This window comes from Streptomyces griseus subsp. griseus (assembly GCF_000720255.1).
Taxonomy (GTDB): Bacteria; Actinomycetota; Actinomycetes; order Streptomycetales; family Streptomycetaceae; genus Streptomyces; species Streptomyces griseus_I.
The window spans coordinates 13,465-37,962 of sequence record NZ_JOJE01000054.1; the positions used below are offsets into that span (position 1 = coordinate 13,465).

The following is a 24,498-nucleotide window of genomic DNA, read 5'->3' on the forward strand; positions in this document are numbered from 1 at the left end:
TGACGCCCTCCGCGACCTACATCTGGGAGGCCGGAAGGCCCCCAGATCCAGCTCGACGAGGAGCGTCGCCCATGGCTGAGTCAGTCCGGTCCTTCGACCTGATCACGATGGGCCACACCGGAGTCGATCTCTGTCCCCATCAGTCTGGCCTACCACTGACCCGGGTGGCGACCTCCGGGAAGATCTTCGACGGTTCCGCCACAAACGTGGCCGTCGCAGCCGCCCGCCTGGGCCGGACCACCACCGTGCTCACATGTGCCGACCACACCGAGGAGCTGGACTTCTTCGCGATCCGAGCGGCCCGCGTCCTGTGGATCACCGGCACCGGCCTGAGCCAGGAGCCCGGCCGCTCCACCACCCTCGCCGCCCTCAAGTCACGCGACGGAGCGGGCATGACCGTCTTCGACCTGGACTGGCGTCCCGCGCTCTGGAGAGACGCCGAGGAGGCCCGCCCGTACTACGCCGAGGCGCTGCGCCACTCCACCGTGGCGGTCGGCGACCTCGAGGCCTGTGAGGTCGCCACCGGCGTCCGTGGATCACGCGCCTGCGCCGAGGAGTTGCTGGCCGCCGGCGTCGAACTGGCCGTGGTCAGGCAGGGCTCGGCGGGCGTGCTCTCGGTACACCGGGACGGCACGGTCGCGCAGGCACCGCCGGTGACGTCCGAGGCCGTCAACGGCCGTGGCGCGGACGACGCGTTCGGCGGCTGGCTCGTCCACGGGCTGCTGTCCGGCTGGGAGTTGGAGCGGACCCTGCGGCACGCCAACGCGGCCGGCGCCCTCGTCACCTCCCGTCCCGCCGACTCCTGCGCGATGCCCACCCAGGCGGAGGTCGAGGACCTCCTCGCCCGCGGCTGACCGTCCCACCCCCGCCGACCCACCCACTCCGAGAGGCATCCCATGAGCCGGCCGACCATCCGCCTGACCGTCGCCCAGGCGCTGGTGCGCTTCCTGTCCGTCCAGCACTCCGAACGGGACGGCGTACGGCACCGGCTGATCGCCGGCACCTGGGGCATCTTCGGCCACGGCAACGTCGCCGGGATCGGCCAGGCACTCCTCGAACACCGCGACGTGATGCCGTACCACCAGGGCCGCAACGAGCAGGCGATGGTGCACGCGGCCGTCGGCCACGCCCGGCAGCTCGACCGCCTCTCCGCTCAGGCGGTCACCACGTCCATCGGACCCGGCGCCACCAACCTGGTCACCGGCGCCGCCCTCGCGACGATCAACCGCCTGCCGGTGCTGCTCCTGCCCGGCGACTACTTCGCGACCCGCCCCGCCGACCCGCTGCTCCAGCAGCTGGAGCACCCGACCGAGGCCGACGTGTCCGTCAACGACACCCTGCGCCCGGTCTCCCGCTGGTTCGACCGCGTCCACCGCCCCGAGGCGCTGATCCCGGCGGCCCTCCAGGCCATGCGGGTCCTCGCCGACCCCGCCGAGACCGGCGCCGTCACCCTGGCCCTGCCGCAGGACGTGCAGGCGCAGGCGTACGACTGGCCGGAGGAGTTCTTCGCCGAGCGCGTGTGGCGGGTACGGCGTCCCCTGCCCGACCCGGTGGAACTGTCGGAGGCCGTCCGGCTGATCCGTGGCGCCCGTCGTCCCTTGGTGATCAGCGGTGGCGGGGTCCACCACAGCAGGGCCGAGGAGGCGCTGAAGGCGTTCGCCGACGCCACCGGCATCCCGGTCGCCGCCACCCAGGCCGGCAAGGGCTCCCTGCGCCACGACCACCCCGCCGACCTCGGCGGCATCGGCCACACCGGCACCGCGGTCGCCGACGACCTCGCGCGCACCGCCGACCTGGTCATCGGCGTCGGCACCCGCTACTCCGACTTCACCACCGCCTCCGGCACGCTGTTCCAGCACCCGGACGTGCGCTTCCTCAACCTCAACATCACCGCGTTCGACGCGCACAAGCTGGCGGCCCGCACCCTGGTCTGCGACGCCCGGGCAGGCCTGACCGCGCTCACCGCCCGGCTGGACGGCCACCGGGTCGACCCCGCGTACGAGGCCGAGTACCAGGCCGGCAAGGAGCGCTGGGAGCAGGTCGTGGCCGCCGCCTACCGCGCCGACGACGAGCACGCCGTCCCCACCCAGACCCAGCTGCTCGGCGCGCTCGACGCCGTCGTGGGCGACGACGACGTGGTGATCAACGCGGCCGGCTCGCTCCCGGGCGACCTGCACAAACTGTGGCGGGCGCGGTCGGCGCGGCAGTACCACCTGGAGTACGGCTACTCCTGCATGGGCTACGAGATCCCGGCCGCGATCGGCGTCCAGCAGGCCGCGCCCGGCACGCCGGTGTGGGCGCTGGTCGGCGACGGCACGTACCTGATGATGCCGACCGAGATCGTCACCGCGGTGCAGGAGGGCCTGCCGGTCAACCTGGTCCTGGTCCAGAACCACGGCTACGCCTCCATCGGCGGCCTGTCGGAGACGGTGGGCGGCGAGCGCTTCGGCACCGCCTACCGCCACCGGGCCGCCGACGGCACCTTCACCGGCGACCCGCTCCCCGTCGACCTCGCCGCCAACGCGGCCAGCCTCGGCATGGAGGTGCTGCGCGCGAAGACGGTGGGCGAGCTGCGCGAGGCGCTGGCGGCGGCCCGTGCCTCGGACCGGCCGACCTGTGTGTACGTGGAGACCGACGTCGATGGCCCCACGCCCAGCGCTCCTCCCGCCGAGGCCTGGTGGGACGTACCGGTGGCCGAGACGGCGTCCCGGGCGGCCGCCGTCGAGGCGCGTGAGCGCTACGACCGCGAGGTCGCAGGACGCCGCAGGCACTTGTGACCGCCGTGTCCCGACGACCCCGAGGAGGTGCCTCCGTGGCGACACGCGACCGCTCCCGTGCCGTGCCCGGCTCCGCGCTCGACTCCGTGCACTTCGCCCTGGACCGGGGCAGCCCGGTGCCGCTGTACTACCAGCTCGCCCAGCAGCTGGAGGAGGCCATCGAGCACGGCGCCCTCGCCCCGGGCAACCTGCTGGGCAACGAGATCGACCTCTCGGTGCGCCTCGGCCTGTCGAGGCCCACCGTCCGCCAGGCGATCCAGAACCTGGTGGACAAGGGCCTGCTGGTGCGCCGCCGCGGGGTGGGCACGCAGGTGGTGCACAGCCAGGTCAGGCGCCCGCTGGAGCTCAGCAGCCTCTACGACGACCTGGAGGCGGCCGGACAGGGACCCACCACGCACGTGCTGCGCAACGAGACGGCCCCCGCCACCGCCGAGGTGGCCGCCGCCCTCGGCGTCGCGGAGGGCGCCGAGGTCATCGTCCTGGAGCGGCTGCGGCGCACCCACGACCAGCCCGTGGCGTTCCTGTGCAACTACCTGCCGGCCACCCTGCTCGACCTGCCGACCGGCCGGCTGGAGTCGACCGGCCTCTACCGGATGATGCGCTCCGCCGGCATCGGCCTGCACAGCGCCCGCCAGACGGTCGGCGCCCGCAGCGCGAACGCGCAGGAGGCCGCCCTCCTCGACGAGACGGAGGGTGCGGCGCTGCTCACCATGCAGCGCACGGCGTACGACGACACCGGGCGGGCGGTCGAGTTCGGACAGCACATCTACCGGGCCTCGCGGTACGCGTTCGACTTCCAGCTGCTGGTGCGGGCCTGAGGCGGACACCGCCGAGACGCTTGACTCCTGGACGCGACGGGCGCAAAGTCGCACATGTACGTCGTAAACGTACGGCATTGTACGAGGGGCCCGGCCCATGAGCGCACCGTCAACCGTCCTGGTCACCGGTGGAGCCGGCTTCATCGGCAGTCACGCGTGCGCCGAACTGCTCGACCACGGTTACGAGTTGATCGTGGTCGACGACTACTCCAACAGCGCCCCGCAGGTCTTCGCCAGGGTCCAGCGGGTCGCCGGGCGTTTCGTCGGGGCCGTCTACGAGCTGGACATCCGGGACCGGCAGGCGCTGTCGGCGGTCTTCGACCGCCACACCGTGGACGCGGTCGTGCACTTCGCCGGCCTGAAGTCGGTGGGCGCCTCGACCCGCAGGCCCGCTGAGTACTACGACACCAACGTCGGCGGCACGACGGCCCTGCTGCGGACCATGCACGAGCACGGCGTGCACCAGCTGGTCTTCTCCTCGTCCTGTTCGATCTACGGCGAGGCGGGCGCCCTTCCGCTCGACGAGTCGGTGCCCGCCCGGCCCACCGGTCCCTACGCCTCCTCGACGTGGACCTGCGAAGGGATCCTCGCGGACGTCTGCCGCCACCGCCCCGAGTACACCGTGGTGTGCCTGCGCTGCTTCAACGCGGTGGGCGCCCACCCCAGCGGACTGCTCGGCGAGAACCCGCGCGGCACGCCCGACAACCTGATGCCGTTCCTGGCCCAGGTCGCCGTCGGCCGGCGGGACCGGCTGCAGGTGTTCGGCGACGACTACCCGACGCCCGACGGGACCGCGGTACGGGACTACATCCACGTCATGGACACGGTGGACGCGCACCGGGTCGCGCTCGACCACCTGGCCGACGGGCCGGGCATGCGCGTGTACAACCTCGGCGCGGGGCGTGGAAGTTCGGTCTTCGACGTCGTCCGGTCGTTCTCCCGGGCGTGCGGCAGACCCCTTCCCTACGAGATCGCCCCGCGCCGTCCCGGCGACGTCGCCACGCTCGTCGCCGACGCGAGCGCCGTCGCCCGCGACTGGGGCTGGCGCCCCTCCCGGGGCCTGGACGACATGTGCGAGGACGCCTGGCGCTTCCAACGGCTCAATCCCTACGGCTACGAGGGCTCCGCACGGCGTCCGGGCGCGGACAGGCGGAGCGACGGGGGACCGCCGATCCGATGACGAGATGCGACCGGCCAACGGGCGTGCCTACGATCGGGTAACGATGCCCAGGTGACGTGTCGTCGGGCCCGCCCGGTGTCCCCGAAGCGGGGAGGCGCTTGCCAGTGCTGCTGCCCAACCGGCTGATGGCCGCATATCTCGCCCTGGTCGTCGCCGTCACCTGTGTCTACATGACCGTTCCCGCCGCGCTCGCGCCGCTGTGGGCCGTCATCGGCCTGGCGGGCGCCTCGGCCATGTTCGTCGGGGTTTATGTGCACCGGCCTGCCCACCGGTGGCCCTGGCTGGTGCTCGCCGCCGGGCTGCTGGCGTTCTGTGCCGGTGACACGTACTACAACGTCCAGGAGCAGTACTTCCAGGCGTCCAACCCGTTCCCCTCGCCGTCGGACGCCTGCTACCTGGTGGTCTACCCGCTCTTCGCGGCGGGCCTGTTCGGCCTGGTCCGCTACCGCTGGACGGACCGCGACCTGCCCAGCCTGCTGGATGCCATGATCATCACCGCCGGGCTGGCCCTGCCGGTCTGGGTGTACCTGGTGCAGCCGCTGACCACCCTGGAGGGTCTGACCTGGCAGCAGCGCGCGATCAGCATCGCCTATCCGCTGGGCGACGTGCTGGTCCTCGCGATGCTGGTCCGGCTGCTCGCCCCCAGTCCCGTCCACGGCCGCAACCGCGCCGTGCAGCTGCTCGTCCTGGGCACGGTGACCCTGCTCGGCTTCGACGTCGCCTACGGCATCCTGCAACTGAAGGGGACATGGCAGGCCGGCACGGTGCTGGACTCCGGCTGGATCATCTTCTACACGGCGTGGGGGCTGGCCGCGCTCCACCCCTCCATGGCGGAGCTGACCGACCGGGAGCCCCAGCCGCAGTCCCTGCTGCCGCCGGGGCGCCGGCTGGTGCTGCTCGCCGCGGCCACGCTGGTCGCGCCCGCGATCCTCCTCTTCGAGGAGCGGTCGGGCATGGTGCACGACGCCACGGTGCTGGCCGCCTTCTCCAGCGTCCTGTTCCTGCTCGTGATCCTGCGTCTGGCCGGCATGGTCGTGGCCCACCGCCGGGCCGTCACCCGGGAGCACGCCCTGCGCACGGCCAACACGGCCCTGGTGTCCGCCATGGACCCCTCAGGGATAGCCCGGGCGTGCGACACCGCGGTCGCCACCCTGCTCGGCCCGGACGGCCCGCACCGGACGCTGCTGCTCTCGGCCGAGCAGGCCCAGCCGCTGTACGACGCCCTGACCCGCTCCCCCACGGGCGGCCGGGACCTTCGGCCGCGGACCACCCTGCCCGGCACGCTCCTCGTGCCCGTCGCACAACTCGGCCCGGGCATCTCCACCGCCCTCGGCGACCTGCCGACCGCGCTGGTGTGCCCCACGGTCCCCCCCGACCGCCCGGCGAGCGGCGAACTCCCCGGTGTCCTGCTGGCCGCGGGCGAGGAGCGGCGGCTCTCCGAGACACGCGGCTCACTGGAGATCCTCGCCTCGCAGGCGGCCCTGGCGACGGACCGCATCGCCCTGCGCCAGGAGATCGTCCGCAAGGAGAGCGAAGCCTACTTCCGCACCCTGGTGCACAACGCCACGGACGTCATCCTCATCGTCAACGACGACACGACCGTCCGTTACGCCAGTCCGTCCGCGCGGGCCGTGTTCGGCTCCGCCGCGCTGACCGGCACACCCCTGCGGGAACTGGTCGACGCCCGGGACCGCGAGCGCGTCGAGCGCACCGTGGCGGCACTGGGTTCCGACGGGCACTCGGAGGCCCACGACCACTGGTGGGTGACGCGCAACGGCGGCCGCATCGAGGTCGAGGTGCGCTGCCGGGACCTGCGGCACGACGAGACCATCGGCGGGCTGGTCGTCACCCTGCGGGACGTGACCGAGCAGCGGCAGCTCGAACAGGAACTCACCCAGCGGGCCTTCCACGACCCGCTCACCGGGCTGCCCAACCGCACGCTGCTGCTCGAGCGGACCGGGCGCGCCATGCTGCGCGGCCACCGGGAGTCGACCCTGACGTGTCTGCTCTTCATCGACCTGGACGATTTCAAGATCGTCAACGATACGATGGGGCACTCGGTCGGCGACCGGCTGTTGCGGGCAGTGGGGGAGCGCCTGTCGGAGACCCTGCGCCGCACCGACACGGCGGCCCGTCTGGGCGGCGACGAGTTCGCGGTGCTGATGGAGGACGCCAAGCAGCCGCTCGACGCGGAACTGCTGGCCGCGCAGGTGATCCAGGCGCTCAGCCGGCCGTTCCAGCTCCCCGAGGGGCCGGTCGGCGTCTCCGCCAGCGTGGGCGTGGCCAGCGCGCTGGACACCACGGACGCCGAGGAGCTCCTCGCTCTCGCCGATCTGGCCCTGTACGCGGCCAAGGCCGCAGGCAAGCGACAGTGGCGCCGGTTCCAGCCGCAGCTGCGGATGCGCATGGCGGAGCGGCACGACCTCCAGGCGCGGCTGGACGAGGCCGTCGCGCGAGGGGAGTTCGCGCTGCGCTACCAGCCGGTGGTGGACATCGCGGCGGGTGACGTCGTCGGCTTCGAGGCGCTGGTGCGCTGGCCGCACAGCCGGCACGGGCTGATCCCGCCCGGACAGTTCATCCCGATCGCCGAGGAGACGGGCCACATCAACCCACTGGGCTCCTGGGTCCTGCGCAACGCCACGGCCGACATGGCCCGGCTCCAGCACCGGGCCCCGCGCTCCGCACCGCCTTACGTGAGCGTCAACGTCTCCGGCCGCCAGTGGGAGGATGACGGTTTCCTCAACGAGGTGGTCCAGGCCTTGGACACCCCGGGCCTGGAGCCGGGCTCGCTGCAGCTGGAGCTCACCGAGTCGGTGATGATGGGCGGCGACGACCGGCTCGACTCGGTGGTGCGGGCGGTGAAGGACCTCGGGGTGCGCATCGCGGTGGACGACTTCGGCACCGGGTTCTCCTCGCTGCGCTATCTGCGGGAGTTCCCCGTGGACGTGCTCAAGATCGACAAGACGTACATCGACGGCATCCTCCGGGACTCCCGGCAGGTGGCGCTGGTGCGCGGCATCGTCCGGCTCGCGGATACGCTCGGGCTCCAGGTGATCGCCGAGGGCATCGAGGAGCGGGCGCAGCGCGACCTGCTCAACTCCATCGGCTGCCGGTACGGGCAGGGGTACCTGTTCGCGCGGCCGATGACGGTGGAGCAGGGCGAGGACGTGCTGCGGCAGCGCGACAGGAACGGGCGGGCGGCCCGAGCGCGCGCCGCCGGGCCCCAGGCCCCGGCGCCGGCGATGTACGCCGCGAGGAGGGAGGCGCCTCCGAGGCCGGAACGGAGCCCCACCGCGCCCGCTCCCGTCTCCGCGCCCGGTGAAGGGCCCGGCGCGGAGCGCGCCGCCGGGCTGCCGGGGGTCCGGCGCGATCACCGCTGGTCCGACCTGGAGCACCTGAAGCGGTCCAGTCCCATGAGCGACGCGGTCCTGGACGAGGTCCACGGCCGGCACCTCCGCTGCGGGGACCAGTGGCTGGTCGACTTCGCCTCCTGCAACTACCTGGGCTTCGACTGCGATCCGGAGATCATGGACGCGATCGAGCCCACCGTTCGCCGCTGGGGCACGCATCCGAGCTGGTCGCGACTCCTGGGCAGCCCGCGGCTCTACACCGACATCGAGGAGCGGCTCACGGCCCTGCTCGGCTCCGAGGACACGCTGCTGCTGCCCACCGCCACGCTCATCCACCACTCGGTGATCCCGGTCCTCGCCGACCAGGGGCACATCTTCGTCGAGGCCACCGCGCACCGGACCGTGTACGACGGCTGTGTGTCGGCCCGCGGCCAGGGCGCGACGCTGCATCGGTTCCGCTCCGACCGGCCCGACCGGCTCGACGCGCTGCTGCGGGACGTGCCGTCCGGCGGACCGCGGCTGGTGTGCCTGGACGGCGTCGACAGCATGACGGGGAACGTGCCGGACCTACCGACGCTGGCCGGCATCTGCCGTCGGCGGGGCGCGACGCTGTACGTCGACGACACCCACGGATTCGGCGTCATCGGGGAGCGCTCGGCGAGCGAGCCGTGCCCGTACGGGTCGCGCGGCAACGGAGTGGTCCGGCACACCGGTGAGTCCTACGACGACATCGTGCTCGTCGGCGGCTTCTCCAAGGCGTACTCCTCGTTGCTGGCGTTCCTCGCGCTGCCCACCGCGCTCAAGGACCACCTGAAGATCGCCGCCGGACCCTACCTCTACTCCGGCCCCTCCCCCACGGCCTCGCTCGCCACCACGCTGGCCGGTCTCGAGGTCAACGACCGCAGGGGCGACGCGATCCGGGCCGATCTGCACCGCAAGACCGTGCGGGTCCTCGACCAGCTGCGTTCCCTCGATCTGCACACGCCGGGCGTGCTGGAGCTGCCGATCGTGGAGGTCCTGCTCGTGGACGCCGCCGACCTGGAGGCGGTCGCCGCGTTCCTTTGGGAGCACGGCGTCTACGTGACGCTCGCGGCCTATCCGCTGGTCCCGCGCGACCGGGTCGGCTTCCGCGTCCAGCTCACGGCGCTCAACTCGGACGAGGACATCGACCGGCTGGGCGAGGCGCTGGCCGGTCTGGACGAGCGCTTCGCACTGCGGCACAGGACCGAGCCGGTCCCATGACGACCCGCAATGACGAGGTGGACTGGGACAGTTGGCCCGTCGAGGACTACCTCAGCGAGAACTACCGGCAGCTGCACCCGTCCGACGCGGCCGTCATCGCCCACCACTGCGCCTTCTACCGCACCCTCCCGACGGACGGCGTGGCACGCTCCGTGGAGTTCGGTGCCGGGCCCAACCTGTACCCGCTGATGCTCGCCGCGCCGGTGAGCCGCCGTATCGACGCCGTGGAGGCGGGCGCGGCCAACGTCGCCTATCTGGAGGGGCAGTTGGCGCGGGGCCCCGACGACAGCTGGCGGGCGTTCCACGCACTGGGGCGGCGGCTCGACCCCCGCCTCCCGGCGACCCCGCGGGCGGCCCTGTCACGGGTGCGGGTGATCCGGGGCGACGTACGGGGCCTGCCGCCCTGGCGGTACGGCCTGGCGTCGATGCACTTCGTCGCGGAGGGGGCGACCGAGGACTTCACGGAGTTCGGGGAATTCTGCCGGCTCTTCGCACGGTCGGTGGAGCCGGGCGGGTACCTGGTCGCCGCGTTCATGGAGAACATGCCGACGTACCGCATCGGGCCCGCGTCGCGCTGGCCGGGCTGCCCGGTGGGCCCGGAGACGGTTCGGGAGGTGTTCACCCCGCTGACCGCGCGCCTCGACGTCGAGCGAATCGACGCGGACCCGACGCTGCCGGACTACGGGGACACGGGGATGGTGCTCCTGACAGCGCGCACGCCGTCACGGTGAGGGGGCATCCGGCGTGGGCCGGACTGCCCGGAGCGGCGGGCATCATGACCGTGCGGACGGCTCAGGTTCCCTGACGGGGTGCGGCGACTGCGCGGCGAACCAGGCGATGGTGCGGCGCAGTCCTTCCTCCAGGGGCACCCGCGGCTGCCAGCCCAGCGCTTCGCGCGCCCGGCTGACGACGGGGCACCGACGGACCGGGTCGTCGCCGGGCAGGGGCAGGAAGCGCATCTCACTGGTCGACCCGGTGAGCAGCAGCACCAGCTCGGCGAGTTCCCGTACGGTCCGTTCGCTGGGGTCACCGAGGTTGAACGGACCCGGCGCGGGAGAGTCGATCATGGCCGGCAGGCCGGCGATCAGATCGTCGACGTAGCAGAAGCTGCGGGTCTGGCTGCCGTCCCCGAAGACGGTCAGCGGCTCCCCGGTGAGGGCCTGCCGGACGAAGCTGGGCACCACTCGGCCGTCGTAGGGCCTCATGCGGGGGCCGTAGGTGTTGAAGATGCGCACGATGCCGGTGTCGACGCGCTCGTCGCGCCGGTACGCCGTGGTGAGGGTCTCCGCGAAGCGTTTGGTCTCGTCGTGGACGCTGCGCGGGCCGATGGGGTTGACGTGTCCCCAGTGTTCCTCGTCCTGCGGGTGCCCCGTGGCGTCGCCGTAGACCGCGCTGGTGGAGGCGAGGACGAAGCGCGCCGAGTGGTGCGCCGCCAGCTTGAGCATGTTCTCGGTGCCGCGGCTGCCGGCGGCCAGCGTGGGCAGGGGGTGACGGTGGTAGTCGCTGGGCGAGGCGGGGCTCGCGAGGTGTACGACGGCGTCGACCCGCCCGGGGAGCCGGGAGGGCTCGGTGACGTCGCACGGCGTGCAGCGGAAGCTCGGCTCGTGCAGGAGGTGCGCGATGTTGGCCGCCCTGCCCGAGGAGAAGTCGTCCAGGCAGTGGACGCTGTCGCCGCGGCGTACGAGCGCTTCGCACAGGTGCGATCCGAGGAAGCCGCTTCCGCCGGAGACCACGACACGCATGGTTTCCTCCCGAGGTCTACGAGGTCCGGCCGAGCCGGGGGCGGCCGGGGGCGGCGACCGTCCAGCCGAGAGTGCACTGCGGCGCGGGGTGCGCCCTGGGATGTTTACGTCGTATACGTACATATTCGGCCCCATGGCGCCCGAGGTCAACACGGGGCATTCCCGCCCGGCCCGCATCAGCTCCTCGCACTGCGCCGATGACGTATGTTTACGGTGCAAACCGCCCGCGACTACAGGTGGCAAGGAGGCGAGGTTCATGGCGAGAGAGCCCGGGAGCGGCCCGGCGCGGCGCGCCAGCGACCGCGGGCGGTACGGCCGGCTCAACCGGGAGCGGGTCCTTGCCGCGGCCCTGGACCTGGTCGACCGCGAGGGCCTCTCCGCGCTGAGCATGCGCCGCCTGGGAGCCGAGCTAGGCGTGGAGGCCATGGCCCTGTACCGCTACGCCCCGGGCAAGGACGCGCTCCTGGACGGACTGGTCGAAGCCCTCTATCTGGAGCTCGAGGCCCACCTCGCCCCCGCACAGGACTCGGCCGCCGAATCGGACTGGCGCGCGGAGTTGCACCGGATCGCCCTGGCCACCTACCGGGTCTGCCTCGGCCACCCCCGGGTCGTGCCGCTGCTGGCCACCCGTATGCTCGCCGTCCCCCTCGCCCAGCGTCCGCCCGCCGTGCTGCGCGACCACGAGCGGGTGCTCACCCTGCTGACGGAGGCCGGCCTGGACGAGGCCCGCACCTCCGCCGCGTTCCGTGCGTACACCGCGTGGCTCCTCGGCTATGTGTCGGTGGAGCTGCGCCCCCTGGTGGACAACCCCGACGAGACCGACCCCGCCTTCCGGCTCGGCCTGCACCGCATGTCCGCGCAGGAACTCCCCACACTCCGGTCGACCGCCCCGGCCCTCGTCGAACCCGGCGGACCGGAGGGCCTGGCGGCCGGGCTGGACGCGCTGCTCGACCGGTTCGCGTAGAGGTCAGGAAACGCCTCGCGCCTTGAGCACGGCGCTGAACGGAGTGACCGGACGCTCCTGGCGTTCGCCGTCCACGACGATGTCGACCACCTCGTTGTAGAAGGCGAGCCGCCCCTCGATGACGGCCACGGCGGGCAGCGGGGCCGGGTAGGTCCAGACGACGTTGGGCGGGACGTCCACCCCGCCGCTCCAGGACCAGTACCGGGCGGTGCCCTTGTACGGGCAGCCGGTGCTGTGGTCGGTGGGTTCGAACAGGTCGAGGCGGACGTCCTCGCGCGGGATGTAGTAGCGGGTGGGCAGGGAGGTCTCGAAGAGCAGCACGGGACGGTGCGTGTCGGCGACGACCGTGCCGTCGATCTCCACCCGGACGTGCCGGCTGCTCGGCAGCGCGTCGACCCGTTTGTACGGGTCTCGGGGGTGGATGAAGATCTCCTCCTCTTCCTCGTACCAGTGGTCGAGCGACCCGCGCCGGAACCACTCGAAGGCGATGTGACCGGCCAGGTCGTCGGCGGGGAACGTCCAGGCCGCGTTCGTCACGGTCTCGCCGTCCACCTCGAGGTCGTAGAAGACCGTGGAGCCGGTGTGGGTGCCGGGCCGGGGCCGGCCCGCCGGGCGCAGCAGGTCCGTGCGGACGTCCGCGCGGGGGAACGCGTACTGCGGCACGGGCAGGGCCGGCTCCCACACCAGGAGGGGGCGCCTGCTGTCGACGACGGTGACGTCACCCTTGCGCCCTCGCACCCAGCGGTGACTGGGCTCCCAGACGAGGCCCTCCGGGGTGGTGCGGAGGGGCCGGGCGGCGGGCAGTGCGTTCATGGCCGGTGCTCCTTCCCGGGCGAGGGGAGGACCTCGGGTGCCAGCCCCTGTCACCGGTCCTCCGCTACCCCTCCACCCTGCCACTCCCCCGCACCTCGCGCGCCGAGGCTGCCGCCGCCCCGTCCGCTCAGTGCGCCGCGTCCAGCCGGGCCCGCTGATCCTCCGTCAGTTCCAGATCGACGGCGGCCAGGTTCTCCTCCAGCTGGGCCACGGAGGACGCACCGGCCAGCGGGATGACGGGCAGGTGGCCGCCCAGCAGCCAGGCGAGCACCACCTGGTTGACGGTCGCTCCGGTCTCACGGGCCACGTCACGCAGCGCGGCGAGCCGGACCGGGGTGCCCGGGTGGTCGTAGTCGGGCGGCAGCGGCTTGTCGGAGCGCACGTACGCACCCGTGAGCAGCGGAGAGTAGGCGACCAGGGTCAGCCCGGGTTCGGCGCGCAGGTAGCTCAGCAGCTCCGCGCCGGCCCCACCGAGGCTGCCGTCGGGGAAGAGGTCGCTGGGCACGTCGGTGCGGGGGCGCAGATGGCTGTGCTGGTACTGGAGCACCTCGTAGCCGGGCAGGCCGGCCGCCGCCGCGAGGGCGCGGGCGCGCTCCACACGCCAGACGGCGTGGTTGCTCACGCCGAGGAGGCCGACCGTGCCCTCCGCGACCAGCGCCGCGAAGCCCTCCACGGTCTCCTGGACGGGGACGGTGCGGTCCTCTATGTGCGCGTACAGCAGGTCCAGCTTCTCCACCCCGAGCCGTTCACGGCTGCGCTCGGCCGCCTCGCGGATCACCTTGGCGGACAGTCCCTCGGGGTTGTCGACGTAGCCGGTGCCGGGGGCGAGCGGCCGGGCACCGAGCTTGGTGGCGATGAAGATCTCGTCACCGACCCCGCGGCTGCGCCGCCACCGGCCGAGCAGTTCCTCGCTCTGCCCGCCCTGGCTTCCGTCCTCCCAGAACGCGTAGTTGTCGGACGTGTCGATGAAGGTGCCGCCCGCCTCGACGTAGCGATCCAGCACGGCGAACGACGTCTTCTCGTCCGTCCGCGAGCCGAACAGCATCGCGCCGAGCGCGAGCACGCTCACCTCGCGGCGGGTCGCGGGGTCGGTGCCTATGGTGCGGTACTTCATGGCGGGTCCTCCCGTTCGGGCCGGTACTTCCCGGCTCGAACGGGAGTCTTCAGCTTGAAGTGCGCTTCAAGTCAAGTACGTTCGCGGCGACTTCGCTCAACGCGGGCTCGGCGACGCACCGAACCGCTGCTGGTACGGCACCGGCCGGCCCGTGCAGGCGTCGAGGAGGACACGGTCGCCCAGGGGCCGCTTCAGCGTGACCGTCACCTTCTCGCCGATCGCCTGCGTGGTGCAGGGGCCGTCGTCGGTGCCGAGGATCGAGGCGGACAGCACCACGCTGCCGGCTGTCTCCAGCACGTGCACGGCGGGGCCGTCGTCGCAGGCGCCGTGCTCGGCCATGACGGTGACGGACCGGCCCTTGCCGGCCACCCGGACCAGTCCGCCCAACGGCCCCATCTGGTAGTCACGCGTCTCCGGGGCCGGCCGGATCGGCGCCCGGGGCGGCTTCGACGGGCTCAAGGCGACCCGCTTGAGCGGGGTGTCGTAACCCTCCAGGGTGAACAGCCAGGCCGGGACGGTGGCGGGGCCCCGGTTGGTCGCCAGCGTCATCTCGCCGAGCCTCGCGCGGGTCACGGTGAGGCGCGGCCCGTCGTTGCGCCCCCGCGCCACGCTCTCGTAGGCCTTCCGCGCTTCCCACAGGGGGAGCGCCAGCGAGCCTCCGCTCGCCCACTTCACCAGGCCGTCCTTACGCGGGGTGGCGGGCAGGGTGCCGCGCAGGACGAAGTTCTGCGTCGCGTACACCTCCTTGTCGGCCTCGGTCCGGAACGCGTCCTCAGGCAGTTCGACCGCGTCCCCCATCGGGTGGAAGCCGGTGCGCCACGCCTCGGCGGCCGCGGAGCCGTCCCACGCGTCGGCGACCTGGCGGGCGCGGGCCGCCGCCTTCGGGTCCTGCTCGACCTCCCGCGCCCGGGGGACGCGGCCGTCGACGGTCTTCTCGCCGCCGCAACCCGTTCCCGCGGCGAACAGGGCGACGGCGACGATGACGTGGACGATACGTGCGGTGCGCGTGCGCATGATTCCCCCAGAATCTGACGCGGCAAGGATGCGGTGCCGTTCCGCTCCTGTGACGCACCAACCCCGCACGACGTTCGAACGAACACGGCGGCCTCCGCGTCGTAGGTCCGCACGGACCACGACGAGAGGGAGATTCCTGCCGATGAAGACCACATCCCGGGCCGGCCGCCGTCGGGCGGCGACGCCGGTACTGCTCGCGGTGGCCGCTGTCATGGTGTCCGTCGCCGCCTGCACCGCGCTCGACGGCGGCGGCGAGAGCGCCGGATCCTGTGCATTCCTCAGGGACTACAAGGGCCGTACGTACGGCCACGTGGCCAACGTCGACTACGAGAGCGGAGAGAGACTCGGCACCGTGACGTCGCCGCCCTGCGACGACACCCCGAACGACGACGACGATGCCTTCGTCAGCTCCTCGACCGCATACGCGGTGAAAGGTCTCGACCCCTCCGTCGCCATCGCCGTGGGGGACACGCCCGACGAGACGCTCTTCCTCGTCGTCGGCTCCGGCCGGACGCTGCCTCCCGAGGTGCGGAAGCTGATCGACGGCTCCTGACGCGGCGGGCGGGCGACGAGGCATGATCTCGTCATGGACCGCCCGTCGAGAGAAAGGCACACCATGCCCGAGCCACAGTCGTCCCAGCCGCTCGTCCACCGGGAGACCCGGGACACGGTGGCGGTCCTCCGCCTGGACGACCCCGACCGCCGCAACGTGCTGTCGCCGCGCCTGGTGGGGGATTTGGTCGACGCCGTCGAGGCGTGCGAGCGGGACGACACGGTCAACGCGATCGTGCTCACGGGGGGCGGGCCCGGCCTTCTGCGCCGGAGCGGAGCTGGACAACCTGCTGGCGGCGGCGGAGGGCGAGGAACACCGGCTGCGCGAGGTGTACGAGGGTTTCCTGGCCGTCGCCGCGTGCCGGCTGCCGACCATCGCCGCGGTCAACGGGCCCGCGGTCGGGGCGGGTTTCAATCTCGCCCTGGCCTGCGACATCCGGCTGGCCGCCGACGAGGCGGTGTTCGACTGCCGGTTCGCCCGGCTCGGGCTGCACCCCGGCGGCGGCCACACCTGGATGCTCACCCGTGCGGTCGGCCACCAGCGGGCCACCGCCATGCTCCTGCTCGCCCAGCCCATGAAGGGACCGGAGGCCGCCGAGTCCGGGCTGGCCCTGCGCTGTGTCCCCGGCGCCGACCTGGTCGAGGAGGCCGTCACCCTGGCCGCGCGAGCCGCCGGCACGGACCCGGCCCTGCTGCGCACGATCAAGCAGACCCTGCTGGAGAGCGGCGCCGAACCCGACGTCACCCGTGTGATCGACACCGAGTTCGAACGCCAGGTGCGCTCGCTGCACCAGCCGGCCTTCAAGGAGGCGATCGCACGGGCCCGCGGCCGACGCTGAGCCCGGTGTCGCCGTGGAGCCCGTTCACCCACGCTGACCGAGTTCGTCCGGGGCCGGGAGCCGCGGCTCATCGCCCAGCAAAGTCGGCCGTCTCTTCCTCTTGCCCTGGGCGCGATCCGACCGTACGCTCCCACGAGCGCGAGACATCCGATGAATCATTTTGCATTGCGCAGTCACCCGGAGAGCTCGAAGGGGCTGACCGTGAAGCCTTCCTGGTTACGTTGACCCACAAGCAGTTCTCCTGGCAGTTCCACGTGGACCAGGCGAAATGCAGACTTGAGTCATCGGAGCTCTAGGAACCCTCACCGGCCCGTCGCCGACTCCCACCCCCAGTCCCCTAGCGAGCGCTCCGCACTCGGGTCGTGCTTCACGAGGAAGTGATCACGTAGATGTCCCGTAACCGAAGAACGGCAGCGCTGGGCGCCGCCCTCGGCGCCGCGCTGACCGCGGCACTGTCCCTGTCGTCCCCGCCCCTTCCGCCCAAGCGGCGACGGCGACGACCGCCTGGCAGGCAGGGGCGTTCCAGGTCGACACCCCGAACCTGGTCCGCCGCTCGAACGTGGTCCTGGCCGGCCCCAACACGGTCCAGTCGCAGTTCATGCCGCTCGGCAACGGGACGCTGGGCGCCGCGGTCTGGGCGGCCGGTGGGTTCACCGCGCAGCTCAACCGCTCCGACACCTTTCCGCAGCGCAAGTCGCCGGGCTGGCTGACCATACCGGGGCTGGCCGCACTCACCGGCGCTCCCGACTTCTCCGCCCACCTGGACCTCTACGACGGGACACTGGTCGAGTCCGGGGGCGGCATGACCGCCACCATCTACACCCGCGCGGACAAGGACGAGCTGGTCGTCGATGTCACCGGCGCCGATCCGGCTTCCGCGCAGACCGCGCAGCTGGTCCAGGTCGTCGACGGCAACGACGAGAGCACCGTCGTGGTCGCCTCGACCTCCGCCGCCCAGATCGCCGTCCCCGCCGTGAACGGCCGCTCGTACCTCGTCCAGCAGGTCTCCGACCCCGTCGGCGGACGCACGGTGACCCCAGTGACGGGCACCCCCGCCACCCAGGCCCGTACCCTCGGCTCGGTGTCGATCGGTCTGACCGCCGCCGGCAGCCTGGTCAGCGCCGCGTCCAACCGCTGCATGGACGACCCGGGCGGCAGCACCACCAACGGCACCCAGATCGACATCTGGGACTGCGGTGGGGGTACGAACCAGAAGTGGACGCCGACCTCCAGCAAGACCCTGACCGTCCTGGGCAAGTGCCTGGACGCCAGCGGCGCCGGAACCACACCCGGCACGAAGGTGATCATCTACACCTGCAGCGGTTCCGCCAACCAGCAATGGATCTTCAAGGCGGACGGCAGCATCCAGGGCGTGCAGTCCGGCCTGTGCCTGGACGTCACCGCAGGCGCCACCGCCAACGGCACCAAGCTCCAGCTCTGGACCTGCACCGGGGCCGCCAACCAGCGCTGGAGCAAGGTCTGACCGTCGCAGGGCCCCCGGGACAACGCAGCGGCCGTTCGTGAAGAACGGCCGCTGTTGATGGCTGAAGGCTGAAGGCAGCCCTGTCCGGGACCAAGGCTGCCGGGCCCCCGGCGGGCAAGTCAGACGCAATGACTCGCGTTGCTGATCGGCGGCGGCGAGAAGCCGCTGACCTGACCCTGTTGCCGCAGTTGTACGTGCTCGCGCCGGTGGAGTTCAACTCGGCTGCGCCGACGTGTGATTGTGTCGCTCACCGGCTCGGAAACGCAGCCGATCACCCGGAACGTGTTCGGCGGTATCCCTCGGACATGACGGACGCGGAGTGGGCCGTGGTCCGGCCGCTACTGCCGGTGCCGGGATGGATGCGCGGCCGGGGCGGGCAGATGACCCTGCTCATGACGCGCCGCCTTGCCCGGCCGCACCCTGGGCGAGGGTGAACCGGCCCGGCTGCCGGTCGGCCAACCAGCCCCGCGCGACCAGGCGTTTCGCCTTCGACCGCAGCGCCTGCACCTTGGCCGGCACCGCGTCCAGGCCGAACAAGATGGCCAACTCCTGGCAGCTCAGCGGCCCTTGATGGAGCTGGTGTCGGTCCGCCAGGGCCTCGGTTTCGCCGCCTGCCTGGGCCCCGGGCGAGCGTCCGCGTCCCGCGGGCCGAGCACGGCCTTCTCATCAGCGATGTTGCCGCCGTCCGAAGCCAGGACCGTGCCCACTCGCCTGCGGGCGATCGCCCACTCCTGCCATTCCTGCTCGGCCGCGGCCAACTCAGCCTGGATGCGATCGGCTTCCTCACGCAACCCGTCGACCCGACGACGAGCAGCGAGCTCGTGCTCTTCCAGCAGTCCGACGACCGACGGCATCCGCAACCTCCCGGGGAGCGACGACACAACACGCCATCACTCTCACCGATTCACCGGCCCTATGCCTGACCAGCGAAAAGGCCACCCTCGGAAAACGACCGCAGCTACTAAGCGCGCTTGTCGAATCTCGTGGCCACGGCCCGGGAGTTCTTCAGCGCGCTGATCGTTCTCTCAACTTCGTTCCTGTGCTTGCAGATCGTCTTTTCGAAGCCGACGGGCAGCGCGAGGCGGGCCTGGGGAAGCGCTCCCGCGCAGCGACCCGCTTCTCCGCTTCACCTCACGGGAAACGTCACCCCCGTGAGCTCCTCGGAGACGGTCCACAGGCGCTGCTGAGTGGTCCGGTCGTGGGAGTCGCGGCTGGAGGCGACCAGCTTCGGGTAGCCCCGGATCTCCCCCCGGTTGCCGGGGCCGTAGTACTGGCCGCCGACGACCGAGGGGTCGGTGGCGGCGCGCAGGGTGGGCAGGGCGCCCATCTCGGCCTTCTGGGTGAGCAGCGGCGCGAGCCAGGTGATGGGCATGCGAAGCGCGGCGGGCGTGTTGCGGACGAGTTCGGTGTTGGAAACGCCGGGGTGGGCGGCCACCGCGACCGTGGTGCCGTGGGGGGCGAGCCGGCGCTGCAGTTCGTACGTGAACATCAGGTTGGCGAGTTTCGACTGGCCGTAGGCGCCGACGCGGCTGTACGAGCGCTCCCACTGCAGGTCGTCGAAGTGGATGGCGGCCCGGATGCGGTGGCCGACGCTGCTGACGGTCACGACGCGGGAGCCGGGGACGGGCAGGAGCCGGTCCAGCAGCAGGCCGGTCAGGGCGAAGTGGCCGAGGTGGTTGGTGCCGAACTGCAGCTCGAAGCCGTCGGCGGTGAGCTGCCGCGGGGTGTACATCACGCCCGCGTTGTTGATCAGAAGGTCGATGCGCGGGTGGGCGGCGCGCAGGTCGGCCGCCGCGGACCGGATCGAGTCCAGGGAGGTCAGGTCGAGGGCCTGGACGGTGACGTCGCCGGTGATGCGGGCGGCCGCCTGCTTGCCCTTCTCGACGTCGCGGACGGCCAGGACCACCACCGCCCCGCGCTCGGCGAGCATCCTGGCGGTCTCGAAGCCCAGCCCGGTGTTGGCGCCGGTCACGATCGCCACCCGGCCGTGCTGATCGGGGATGTATTGCTCGGTCCAGTTGCTACTCATCGCCCACTCCTAAAGAACCATCGGTCTGTTACGAGGCCCAGCGTAAGAGACCGGCGGTCTCCCGTCAAGAGACCAACGGTCTTTAAGCTATGCTGAGGGCGTGACATTTCAGCGGGCGCGAAGCGAGGAGCAACGGGAGATCCGCCGCCGGGCGATCCTGGACACGGCGGCGGCGATGCTCGACGAGATGCCCGTGGCCGATGTGAGCCTCAACGAGCTCAGCCGCCGGGTGGGCCTGGCCAAGTCGAACGTCCTGCGATATTTCGAGTCACGCGAGGCGGTGCTGCTCGAACTGCTGGACGTCTTCCTGGAGAGCTGGCTCACCGAGCTGGCGGACGAGCTGGCCGCGGGCATCGAGGCGCACGCGGCGCCGGGGGTGCGGGCGGGCCAGTTGGCGGAGATCCTCAGCCGGTCACTGGCGGGCCACGTGGTGCTGTGCGACCTCTTCGGCGCCCAGGGCGGCGTCCTCGAGCACAACGTCTCGGTCGAGGTGGTCAAGCGGCACAAGCGGTCCTACCTCACGAGGACCGAGGCCATGGCCGAGCTGCTGCGCCGCCACGTGCCCGAGCTCGGCGAGGACGCACAGCTGTTCTGCCTGCTGATCCTGGTCTCGGCGGGCGCCCTGTCGTCGTACGTCCCGCCGCCACCCAGCGTCCTCGCCGCCTACGCGGACGAACCCGCTCTCGGCGTGTTCAACCTGGAGTTGCGTGACGCTCTGCGGATCTCCTTCACCTCGACGCTGCTGGGCGTGCTGCCACGCGACTGAACCCTTCCGTTCACTGTGAGCCTTCCAAGCATCCATCCCGGCACCGGCAGCAGCGGCCGGACCACGGCCCACTCCGCGTCCGTCATGTCCGAGGGATACCGCCGACCTGGTCTTTGGTGAGCTGGTAGCCCTTGCCGATCTCGGACTGGCTGACCTCCCTGTCCTCCAGTTCGCAGATCTTCCGCACTCGCACCCGGCCCATGTCCTCCAGGTGGTACTGGTGGAACTGGATGCTGTGGCTCTCGGTCGCCGACTGGACGTTCACGGGCACGGTGACGAGGCCGAAGCTGATGGCGCCGTTCCAGATGGTTCGGGGCATGAGGGACCTCCGCAACAGCCCCGAGCAGCACCAGCCTACGAGCCGACACATAAAACGGCATATCCGACAAACATCACGAATAGAGCCATCCATGTGTGGGCACACCGACCCGTGAACCCCCACAGAACGGAGCCGTCATGGTCATCAAGAGACTCCACGACATGGGCATCCGCAGCGAACACGCCTACATGGCCGCCCTCGGCAGCATCGGCGCTTCCGTCTTCACCTGGGTCACCAGCCTCAAGGCTGAACCCGTCGGCGGTCTTGCCCGCGCCGACCGCTGGGGCATCTTCGTCGGCGAATGGGCGCCCACCTTCTTCGGCCTCGGCCTCGCCCTCTCCCACTACGAGCAGCAAGAGGGCACCCTCACCACCAGCGTGCGCGACCTCTGGATAGAGAAGAAGCAAGAACACCAGACCGGCTGACACGCGACGGTGCCCGCCCCTGGGCTCAGGGGCGGGCGCAATGCGACCCGCCACGACGGGGGATGCGTGGCGGGCCAACGGCCAGTGTGGCACGCCCTCCTGACAGGACGGTCGCCTTCCGCATGCCGTGACGCCACCCGCGCGCGAGGAGGCGTCATGAGCGACACCACCTGGGGCTGAGCCCCTCGGACAGAGAACGCCCTCGCTGAGAAAGCTCCTGGAAGGCCCAGCCTCCGATGCCGAGCTACGCAGCTGAGGGCGCGAGGATCTCGAAGGAAACCGTGATCCTCGGCTGGCCTGCTTGGGGCTCCAGCTCGGAGTACTGCCACCTGTACAGCGACTCATGCTCCAGCCCACCGGCGCTCGTCTCGAAGACGGGCTCAACCTTGTTACCGACGCTGCCATCCCTATAGCGGCAGGCGACAACAGCCCACTGTCATCAAGGGCTGCTTTCCTCGGCAGTCGCGGGGGCGGGTGCTCACCAGCCGGTGTCCTCTGAGGCGGCATCGGTCCACTTGTCGGCCTCCCGAATGTAGCCCCAGAAGGCTGGGCTGTTCTCGGCGTGCCCGGACTGCTCGCGGATCTTCTCCTCGCGCTTCCCTGCGCGTCGGCTGGTGATGATGAACCCGGCCCGCATCGAGTGTCCGGTGAGCCGGACGGAGAGGCCGGCGCGTTCGGCGTTGCGTGCGATGATCTTGCGGACAGCTTCTGGGGAGAGGGCGCGGTCGCCAAGGCGGCCGTGGACGGTGATGGGCAGGAAGGCGGGCCCCGACGTGATCCCTGCGGCGGCGCGCCAGGTGAGCCAGGCGCGGACGGGGCAGGTGTCGGGGTTCTTGCCGTAGTGGACGACGAAGTCCCGGGGCGGGCGTCCCTTGAGGGCGGGGACGTGGACTTCGAGGCCTTGGCTGACGCGGACGATGGCGTCGGCGCGGAGTGCTGCGACTTCGGCGGAGCGTCCGGCTACGGCGAAGGCCATGAGCCAGAGGGCACGGTCGCGGAGTCCGGTGAGTCCGTTGGCGACGCCGGCGTTCATCTGCCGGAGTTGTTCGGGGGTGACGGCGGCGGCCTTTCCCCGGCCGCGCGCCATGCGCTCGGGGTCGTTTCTCAGCGGCTTGAGTGCCTGCCGGGCGGCGACGGTGGCGGCCTTGGGTACCTCAATGCCGTGCTCGTTCCGGGCAGTGACGGTGACGCCGGTGATGCGGCGGTCGATACTGTTGGGTGCGGCGAGTTTGATGGTGTCGAGCCAGACGACGAACCCGACGAGCGTGCCCTTGGTGACGGCGGTGCATGGTAGGCGACTGCCGGTGCGTTCGGCGAGCCAGTCGTGGACTCCTCCCAGAGTGCCCAGTCGTTGGCGTATCCGCGTTTGGTGTTGTGGGGGCGGATGGCGTCGAGGTGCTTCTCGGCTGCCTCTTCCATGGCGGCCAGGACGGCGAGCGTCGCAGCGTCGTAGACGGCAGGAGCGGCGGCCGTCTGGTGCGGGGCGAGGCCGGTCACGGCCGCCACTCCTCACGGTAGCCGGGTCGGCCCGCGTAGGGCAGGGCCAGCAGGCGCACGACCGGACAGCGCTCGAACTCGATACCTCCAGCACAGCCGAGACATGCCTGGCCGGACTCGGCGACGTAGGGCCGGTGCAGGGCAAGGATCTGCCGCTTGGCGTCGATCTCGCGCAGCACCCGCGCCGGATTATGTGCGGCGATGAAGTCAGCGTCAGCGAGCCCCTGTTCCGTGTCGGCAGTTTCGACTCCCGCGCCCGGACGGCCGAAGTCGACAGTCCAGCCGTAGTCACCTATGCCGCTCTGCACCCATGGCCCAAGCGTTGCGGTCCGCGCAATCCGTTCGTCCTCGTCGAGCTGGGCGCGCAGCCAGTTCGCAAGGTCTTCAACCATGCCCGATTGTACCGTTTTTTCGCCCACGATATGGCATGCTATCGAGCCCCCTCTTGCTCAACTCGGCTTACCAGGCGCACCGTTCAGCACCAATGGCGATCAATCTTGGTCGCTCGCCTTGAAGGGCGGCCAAGGAGCCCCACCTTGCCCCCATGTAAGACACCAGCGAACGACTCAACCCCACCGGCGAGTGCTTCTGCGGATGCAAGTCCACGGTCGACCTCGGCTCCTTCTTCGCTCGCGGCCAGGACAAGACTGCCGAAGCCGCCCTTTTGGCTGTGCGCTACGACAGCTCCGTCGCCCGCCTCCTGGAGCGTCGTCATGCCACAGCAGGGTGACGGGCGTTCACGCATAGTCCACATCTCGTCTACCGTGTTCCGCCTGTACCAGCATCACTCGGGGGGAATCTGTGCGTACCCGCATCATCTCTGCTGCCTTGCTCTGCACCGCCACGGTCGGCATCGTGGCCTGCCAGCCCACGGACACCGCCAAGCCGTCGGGCGTCGCCAGCCCGTCGGCAACCGCGGCGACCAGCAGCGCGCCGGCTGACGCCAAACCTGCCGCCAAAAAGGCGAACGTGCCGAACTTCGTCGGCATGGGTCTCCAGTCCGCGCAGGACAAGGCGCAGGAGCTCGGCTTCTACGGACTCACCTCTCACGACGCGCTCGGCAGAGACCGAATGCAGGCCTTCGACCGGAACTGGAAGGTGTGCAACCAGAACCCGGCCGCGGGCAAGTCAGTGTCGACGGATACGACGCTCGACTTCGGGGCGGTCAAGCTGGAGGAGACTTGCCCGGCGCGGGACGAGAAGCCGCCGGCGGCGACGAGCGGCAAGATGCCCGACTTCAAGGGCAAGGCGGTGAAGGTGGCGCGAGCCGCACTCGACTCCAGCACATCGATCACAGTGAAGGATGCGTCGGCCGAGGACCGGATGGTCCTGGTGGAGAGTAACTGGCAGGTATGCAGCCAGACGCCGGCCTCCGGGACGAAGCTCAACGGCCAGCCAGTGACGTTCACCGCGGTCAAGTTCGGGGAGTCTTGCCCGTAGGTACGACGAAGCGCCCCCACACCCCCGCTGTAGCGGGGGCCGGTTCTACTGATCCCCGCAACACCCTGGAGTTCAGGGAGTTGCGGGGATCGTGGGTTTTGAGGTGCTGAAGGCGAGGTTCTTCGAGGCACTGG

Annotated in this window: 19 protein-coding genes and 5 pseudogenes; 14 read left to right on the forward strand and 10 right to left on the reverse strand. The window is 71.2% G+C overall.

Annotation, left to right across the window (positions count from 1 at the left end):
- Positions 1-71 precede the first annotated feature (71 nt).
- The 6 genes from IG99_RS39375 to IG99_RS39400 all read left to right on the forward strand — a co-directional run bounded on the left by IG99_RS39375 (position 72) and on the right by IG99_RS39400 (position 10,098).
- Entirely contained in the window at positions 72-854 is a 783-nt protein-coding gene (locus tag IG99_RS39375) for a PfkB family carbohydrate kinase (RefSeq protein WP_037683028.1), read from the forward strand.
- A 42-nt stretch (positions 855-896) separates the two neighbouring features.
- Positions 897-2,777 (forward strand): 3D-(3,5/4)-trihydroxycyclohexane-1,2-dione acylhydrolase (decyclizing), encoded by a 1,881-nt coding sequence (iolD, locus tag IG99_RS39380; RefSeq protein ID WP_037683030.1) that lies wholly within the window; start codon positions 897-899, stop codon positions 2,775-2,777.
- 35 nt (positions 2,778-2,812) lie between these two features.
- Positions 2,813-3,595 carry a GntR family transcriptional regulator gene (locus IG99_RS39385; RefSeq protein ID WP_037683032.1) on the forward strand — a complete coding sequence of 261 codons (783 nt, stop codon included), beginning with the start codon at positions 2,813-2,815 and terminating at the stop codon, positions 3,593-3,595.
- A gap of 97 nt (positions 3,596-3,692) precedes the next feature.
- Positions 3,693-4,775: a UDP-glucose 4-epimerase GalE gene (gene galE, locus IG99_RS39390; RefSeq protein ID WP_037683034.1), complete on the forward strand. Its 1,083-nt coding sequence runs from the start codon at positions 3,693-3,695 to the stop codon at positions 4,773-4,775.
- Positions 4,776-4,900: 125 nt separating this feature from the next.
- Positions 4,901-9,367, forward strand: coding sequence for an aminotransferase class I/II-fold pyridoxal phosphate-dependent enzyme (locus tag IG99_RS39395; protein WP_037683065.1), 4,467 nt, complete (start codon positions 4,901-4,903; stop codon positions 9,365-9,367).
- Positions 9,364-10,098, forward strand: coding sequence for a methyltransferase (locus tag IG99_RS39400; protein ID WP_037683037.1), 735 nt, complete (start codon positions 9,364-9,366; stop codon positions 10,096-10,098). The genes IG99_RS39395 and IG99_RS39400 overlap by 4 nt, the downstream gene beginning before the upstream one ends.
- A gap of 42 nt (positions 10,099-10,140) precedes the next feature.
- Here the strand turns inward: IG99_RS39400 and IG99_RS39405 are convergent, their stop codons facing one another.
- Positions 10,141-11,109, reverse strand: a complete 969-nt coding sequence (locus IG99_RS39405) for a UDP-glucuronic acid decarboxylase family protein (RefSeq protein ID WP_051866504.1) — start codon at positions 11,107-11,109, stop codon at positions 10,141-10,143.
- A gap of 256 nt (positions 11,110-11,365) precedes the next feature.
- On the opposite strand from IG99_RS39405, the gene IG99_RS39410 reads away from it, so the two are divergent.
- Positions 11,366-12,073, forward strand: coding sequence for a TetR/AcrR family transcriptional regulator (locus tag IG99_RS39410; RefSeq protein WP_037683040.1), 708 nt, complete (start codon positions 11,366-11,368; stop codon positions 12,071-12,073).
- A gap of 3 nt (positions 12,074-12,076) precedes the next feature.
- Here the strand turns inward: IG99_RS39410 and IG99_RS39415 are convergent, their stop codons facing one another.
- The 3 genes from IG99_RS39415 to IG99_RS39425 form a co-directional block, all read right to left on the reverse strand.
- The gene (locus tag IG99_RS39415; RefSeq protein WP_037683042.1) at positions 12,077-12,886 is read right to left on the reverse strand and encodes a DUF427 domain-containing protein; all 810 of its coding nucleotides are present in this window, start codon (positions 12,884-12,886) and stop codon (positions 12,077-12,079) included.
- Positions 12,887-13,013: 127 nt separating this feature from the next.
- Positions 13,014-14,000, reverse strand: a complete 987-nt coding sequence (locus IG99_RS39420; RefSeq protein ID WP_037683044.1) for an aldo/keto reductase — start codon at positions 13,998-14,000, stop codon at positions 13,014-13,016.
- 96 nt (positions 14,001-14,096) lie between these two features.
- On the reverse strand, positions 14,097-15,014 hold the full coding sequence (locus IG99_RS39425; RefSeq protein WP_037683046.1) for a hypothetical protein: 918 nt from the start codon (positions 15,012-15,014) through the stop codon (positions 14,097-14,099).
- A 142-nt stretch (positions 15,015-15,156) separates the two neighbouring features.
- Here IG99_RS39425 and IG99_RS39430 point away from each other — a divergent pair, with 142 nt between their 5' ends.
- The 4 genes and pseudogenes from IG99_RS39430 to IG99_RS52235 form a co-directional block, all read left to right on the forward strand.
- Entirely contained in the window at positions 15,157-15,567 is a 411-nt protein-coding gene (locus tag IG99_RS39430) for a DUF6281 family protein (RefSeq protein ID WP_037683048.1), read from the forward strand.
- Positions 15,568-15,630: 63 nt separating this feature from the next.
- Positions 15,631-16,405 (forward strand): annotated as a pseudogene (locus IG99_RS39435) (enoyl-CoA hydratase).
- 598 nt (positions 16,406-17,003) lie between these two features.
- Positions 17,004-17,888, forward strand: a complete 885-nt coding sequence (locus IG99_RS50960; protein ID WP_158973333.1) for an RICIN domain-containing protein — start codon at positions 17,004-17,006, stop codon at positions 17,886-17,888.
- A gap of 206 nt (positions 17,889-18,094) precedes the next feature.
- Positions 18,095-18,268, forward strand: a pseudogene (locus IG99_RS52235) (transposase); the annotation flags it as partial.
- A 10-nt stretch (positions 18,269-18,278) separates the two neighbouring features.
- On the opposite strand, the pseudogene IG99_RS39445 reads toward IG99_RS52235, so the two are convergent.
- From IG99_RS39445 to IG99_RS39450, 3 genes and pseudogenes are all read right to left on the reverse strand, one after another.
- A pseudogene (locus IG99_RS39445) lies at positions 18,279-18,742 on the reverse strand (hypothetical protein).
- Positions 18,743-18,849: 107 nt separating this feature from the next.
- Positions 18,850-18,960 (reverse strand): annotated as a pseudogene (locus IG99_RS49870) (IS5/IS1182 family transposase); the annotation flags it as partial.
- Positions 18,961-19,014: 54 nt separating this feature from the next.
- On the reverse strand, positions 19,015-19,917 hold the full coding sequence (locus tag IG99_RS39450) for an SDR family NAD(P)-dependent oxidoreductase (protein WP_037683050.1): 903 nt from the start codon (positions 19,915-19,917) through the stop codon (positions 19,015-19,017).
- Between the two features lie 100 nt (positions 19,918-20,017).
- Between IG99_RS39450 and IG99_RS39455 the strand changes: the two genes are divergently transcribed.
- A complete protein-coding gene (locus tag IG99_RS39455; protein ID WP_037683052.1) occupies positions 20,018-20,683 on the forward strand; it encodes a TetR/AcrR family transcriptional regulator in 666 nt (221 codons plus the stop codon).
- Positions 20,684-20,786: 103 nt separating this feature from the next.
- Here the strand turns inward: IG99_RS39455 and IG99_RS39460 are convergent.
- A pseudogene (locus IG99_RS39460) lies at positions 20,787-21,002 on the reverse strand (Ku protein); the annotation flags it as partial.
- 137 nt (positions 21,003-21,139) lie between these two features.
- Between IG99_RS39460 and IG99_RS39465 the strand changes: the two are divergent.
- Positions 21,140-21,427: a hypothetical protein gene (locus IG99_RS39465; RefSeq protein WP_037683056.1), complete on the forward strand. Its 288-nt coding sequence runs from the start codon at positions 21,140-21,142 to the stop codon at positions 21,425-21,427.
- A 478-nt stretch (positions 21,428-21,905) separates the two neighbouring features.
- Here the strand turns inward: IG99_RS39465 and IG99_RS44560 are convergent, their stop codons facing one another.
- Positions 21,906-22,514 carry a tyrosine-type recombinase/integrase gene (locus IG99_RS44560; protein ID WP_051866508.1) on the reverse strand — a complete coding sequence of 203 codons (609 nt, stop codon included), beginning with the start codon at positions 22,512-22,514 and terminating at the stop codon, positions 21,906-21,908.
- 406 nt (positions 22,515-22,920) lie between these two features.
- The gene (locus IG99_RS39475; RefSeq protein WP_037683058.1) at positions 22,921-23,316 is read right to left on the reverse strand and encodes a DUF6221 family protein; all 396 of its coding nucleotides are present in this window, start codon (positions 23,314-23,316) and stop codon (positions 22,921-22,923) included.
- A gap of 409 nt (positions 23,317-23,725) precedes the next feature.
- On the opposite strand from IG99_RS39475, the gene IG99_RS39480 reads away from it, so the two are divergent.
- Entirely contained in the window at positions 23,726-24,364 is a 639-nt protein-coding gene (locus tag IG99_RS39480) for a PASTA domain-containing protein (protein WP_234312112.1), read from the forward strand.
- The last annotated feature ends 134 nt before the right edge of the window (positions 24,365-24,498 follow it).

Coding starts and splice junctions, on each gene's coding strand:
- IG99_RS39375 (WP_037683028.1), top strand. CDS start 72: ATGGCTGAGTCAGTCCGGTCCTTCGACCTGATCACGATGGGCCACACC.
- IG99_RS39415 (WP_037683042.1), bottom strand. CDS start 12,886: ATGAACGCACTGCCCGCCGCCCGGCCCCTCCGCACCACCCCGGAGGGC.
- IG99_RS39430 (WP_037683048.1), top strand. CDS start 15,157: ATGAAGACCACATCCCGGGCCGGCCGCCGTCGGGCGGCGACGCCGGTA.
- IG99_RS39410 (WP_037683040.1), top strand. CDS start 11,366: ATGGCGAGAGAGCCCGGGAGCGGCCCGGCGCGGCGCGCCAGCGACCGC.
- IG99_RS39395 (WP_037683065.1), top strand. CDS start 4,901: ATGGCCGCATATCTCGCCCTGGTCGTCGCCGTCACCTGTGTCTACATG.
- iolD (WP_037683030.1), top strand. CDS start 897: ATGAGCCGGCCGACCATCCGCCTGACCGTCGCCCAGGCGCTGGTGCGC.
- IG99_RS50960 (WP_158973333.1), top strand. CDS start 17,004: ATGCCGCTCGGCAACGGGACGCTGGGCGCCGCGGTCTGGGCGGCCGGT.
- IG99_RS39450 (WP_037683050.1), bottom strand. CDS start 19,917: ATGAGTAGCAACTGGACCGAGCAATACATCCCCGATCAGCACGGCCGG.
- IG99_RS39475 (WP_037683058.1), bottom strand. CDS start 23,316: ATGGTTGAAGACCTTGCGAACTGGCTGCGCGCCCAGCTCGACGAGGAC.
- IG99_RS39400 (WP_037683037.1), top strand. CDS start 9,364: ATGACGACCCGCAATGACGAGGTGGACTGGGACAGTTGGCCCGTCGAG.
- galE (WP_037683034.1), top strand. CDS start 3,693: ATGAGCGCACCGTCAACCGTCCTGGTCACCGGTGGAGCCGGCTTCATC.
- IG99_RS39405 (WP_051866504.1), bottom strand. CDS start 11,109: ATGCGTGTCGTGGTCTCCGGCGGAAGCGGCTTCCTCGGATCGCACCTG.
- IG99_RS39420 (WP_037683044.1), bottom strand. CDS start 14,000: ATGAAGTACCGCACCATAGGCACCGACCCCGCGACCCGCCGCGAGGTG.
- IG99_RS39465 (WP_037683056.1), top strand. CDS start 21,140: ATGGTCATCAAGAGACTCCACGACATGGGCATCCGCAGCGAACACGCC.
- IG99_RS39425 (WP_037683046.1), bottom strand. CDS start 15,014: ATGCGCACGCGCACCGCACGTATCGTCCACGTCATCGTCGCCGTCGCC.
- IG99_RS44560 (WP_051866508.1), bottom strand. CDS start 22,514: ATGGCGCGCGGCCGGGGAAAGGCCGCCGCCGTCACCCCCGAACAACTC.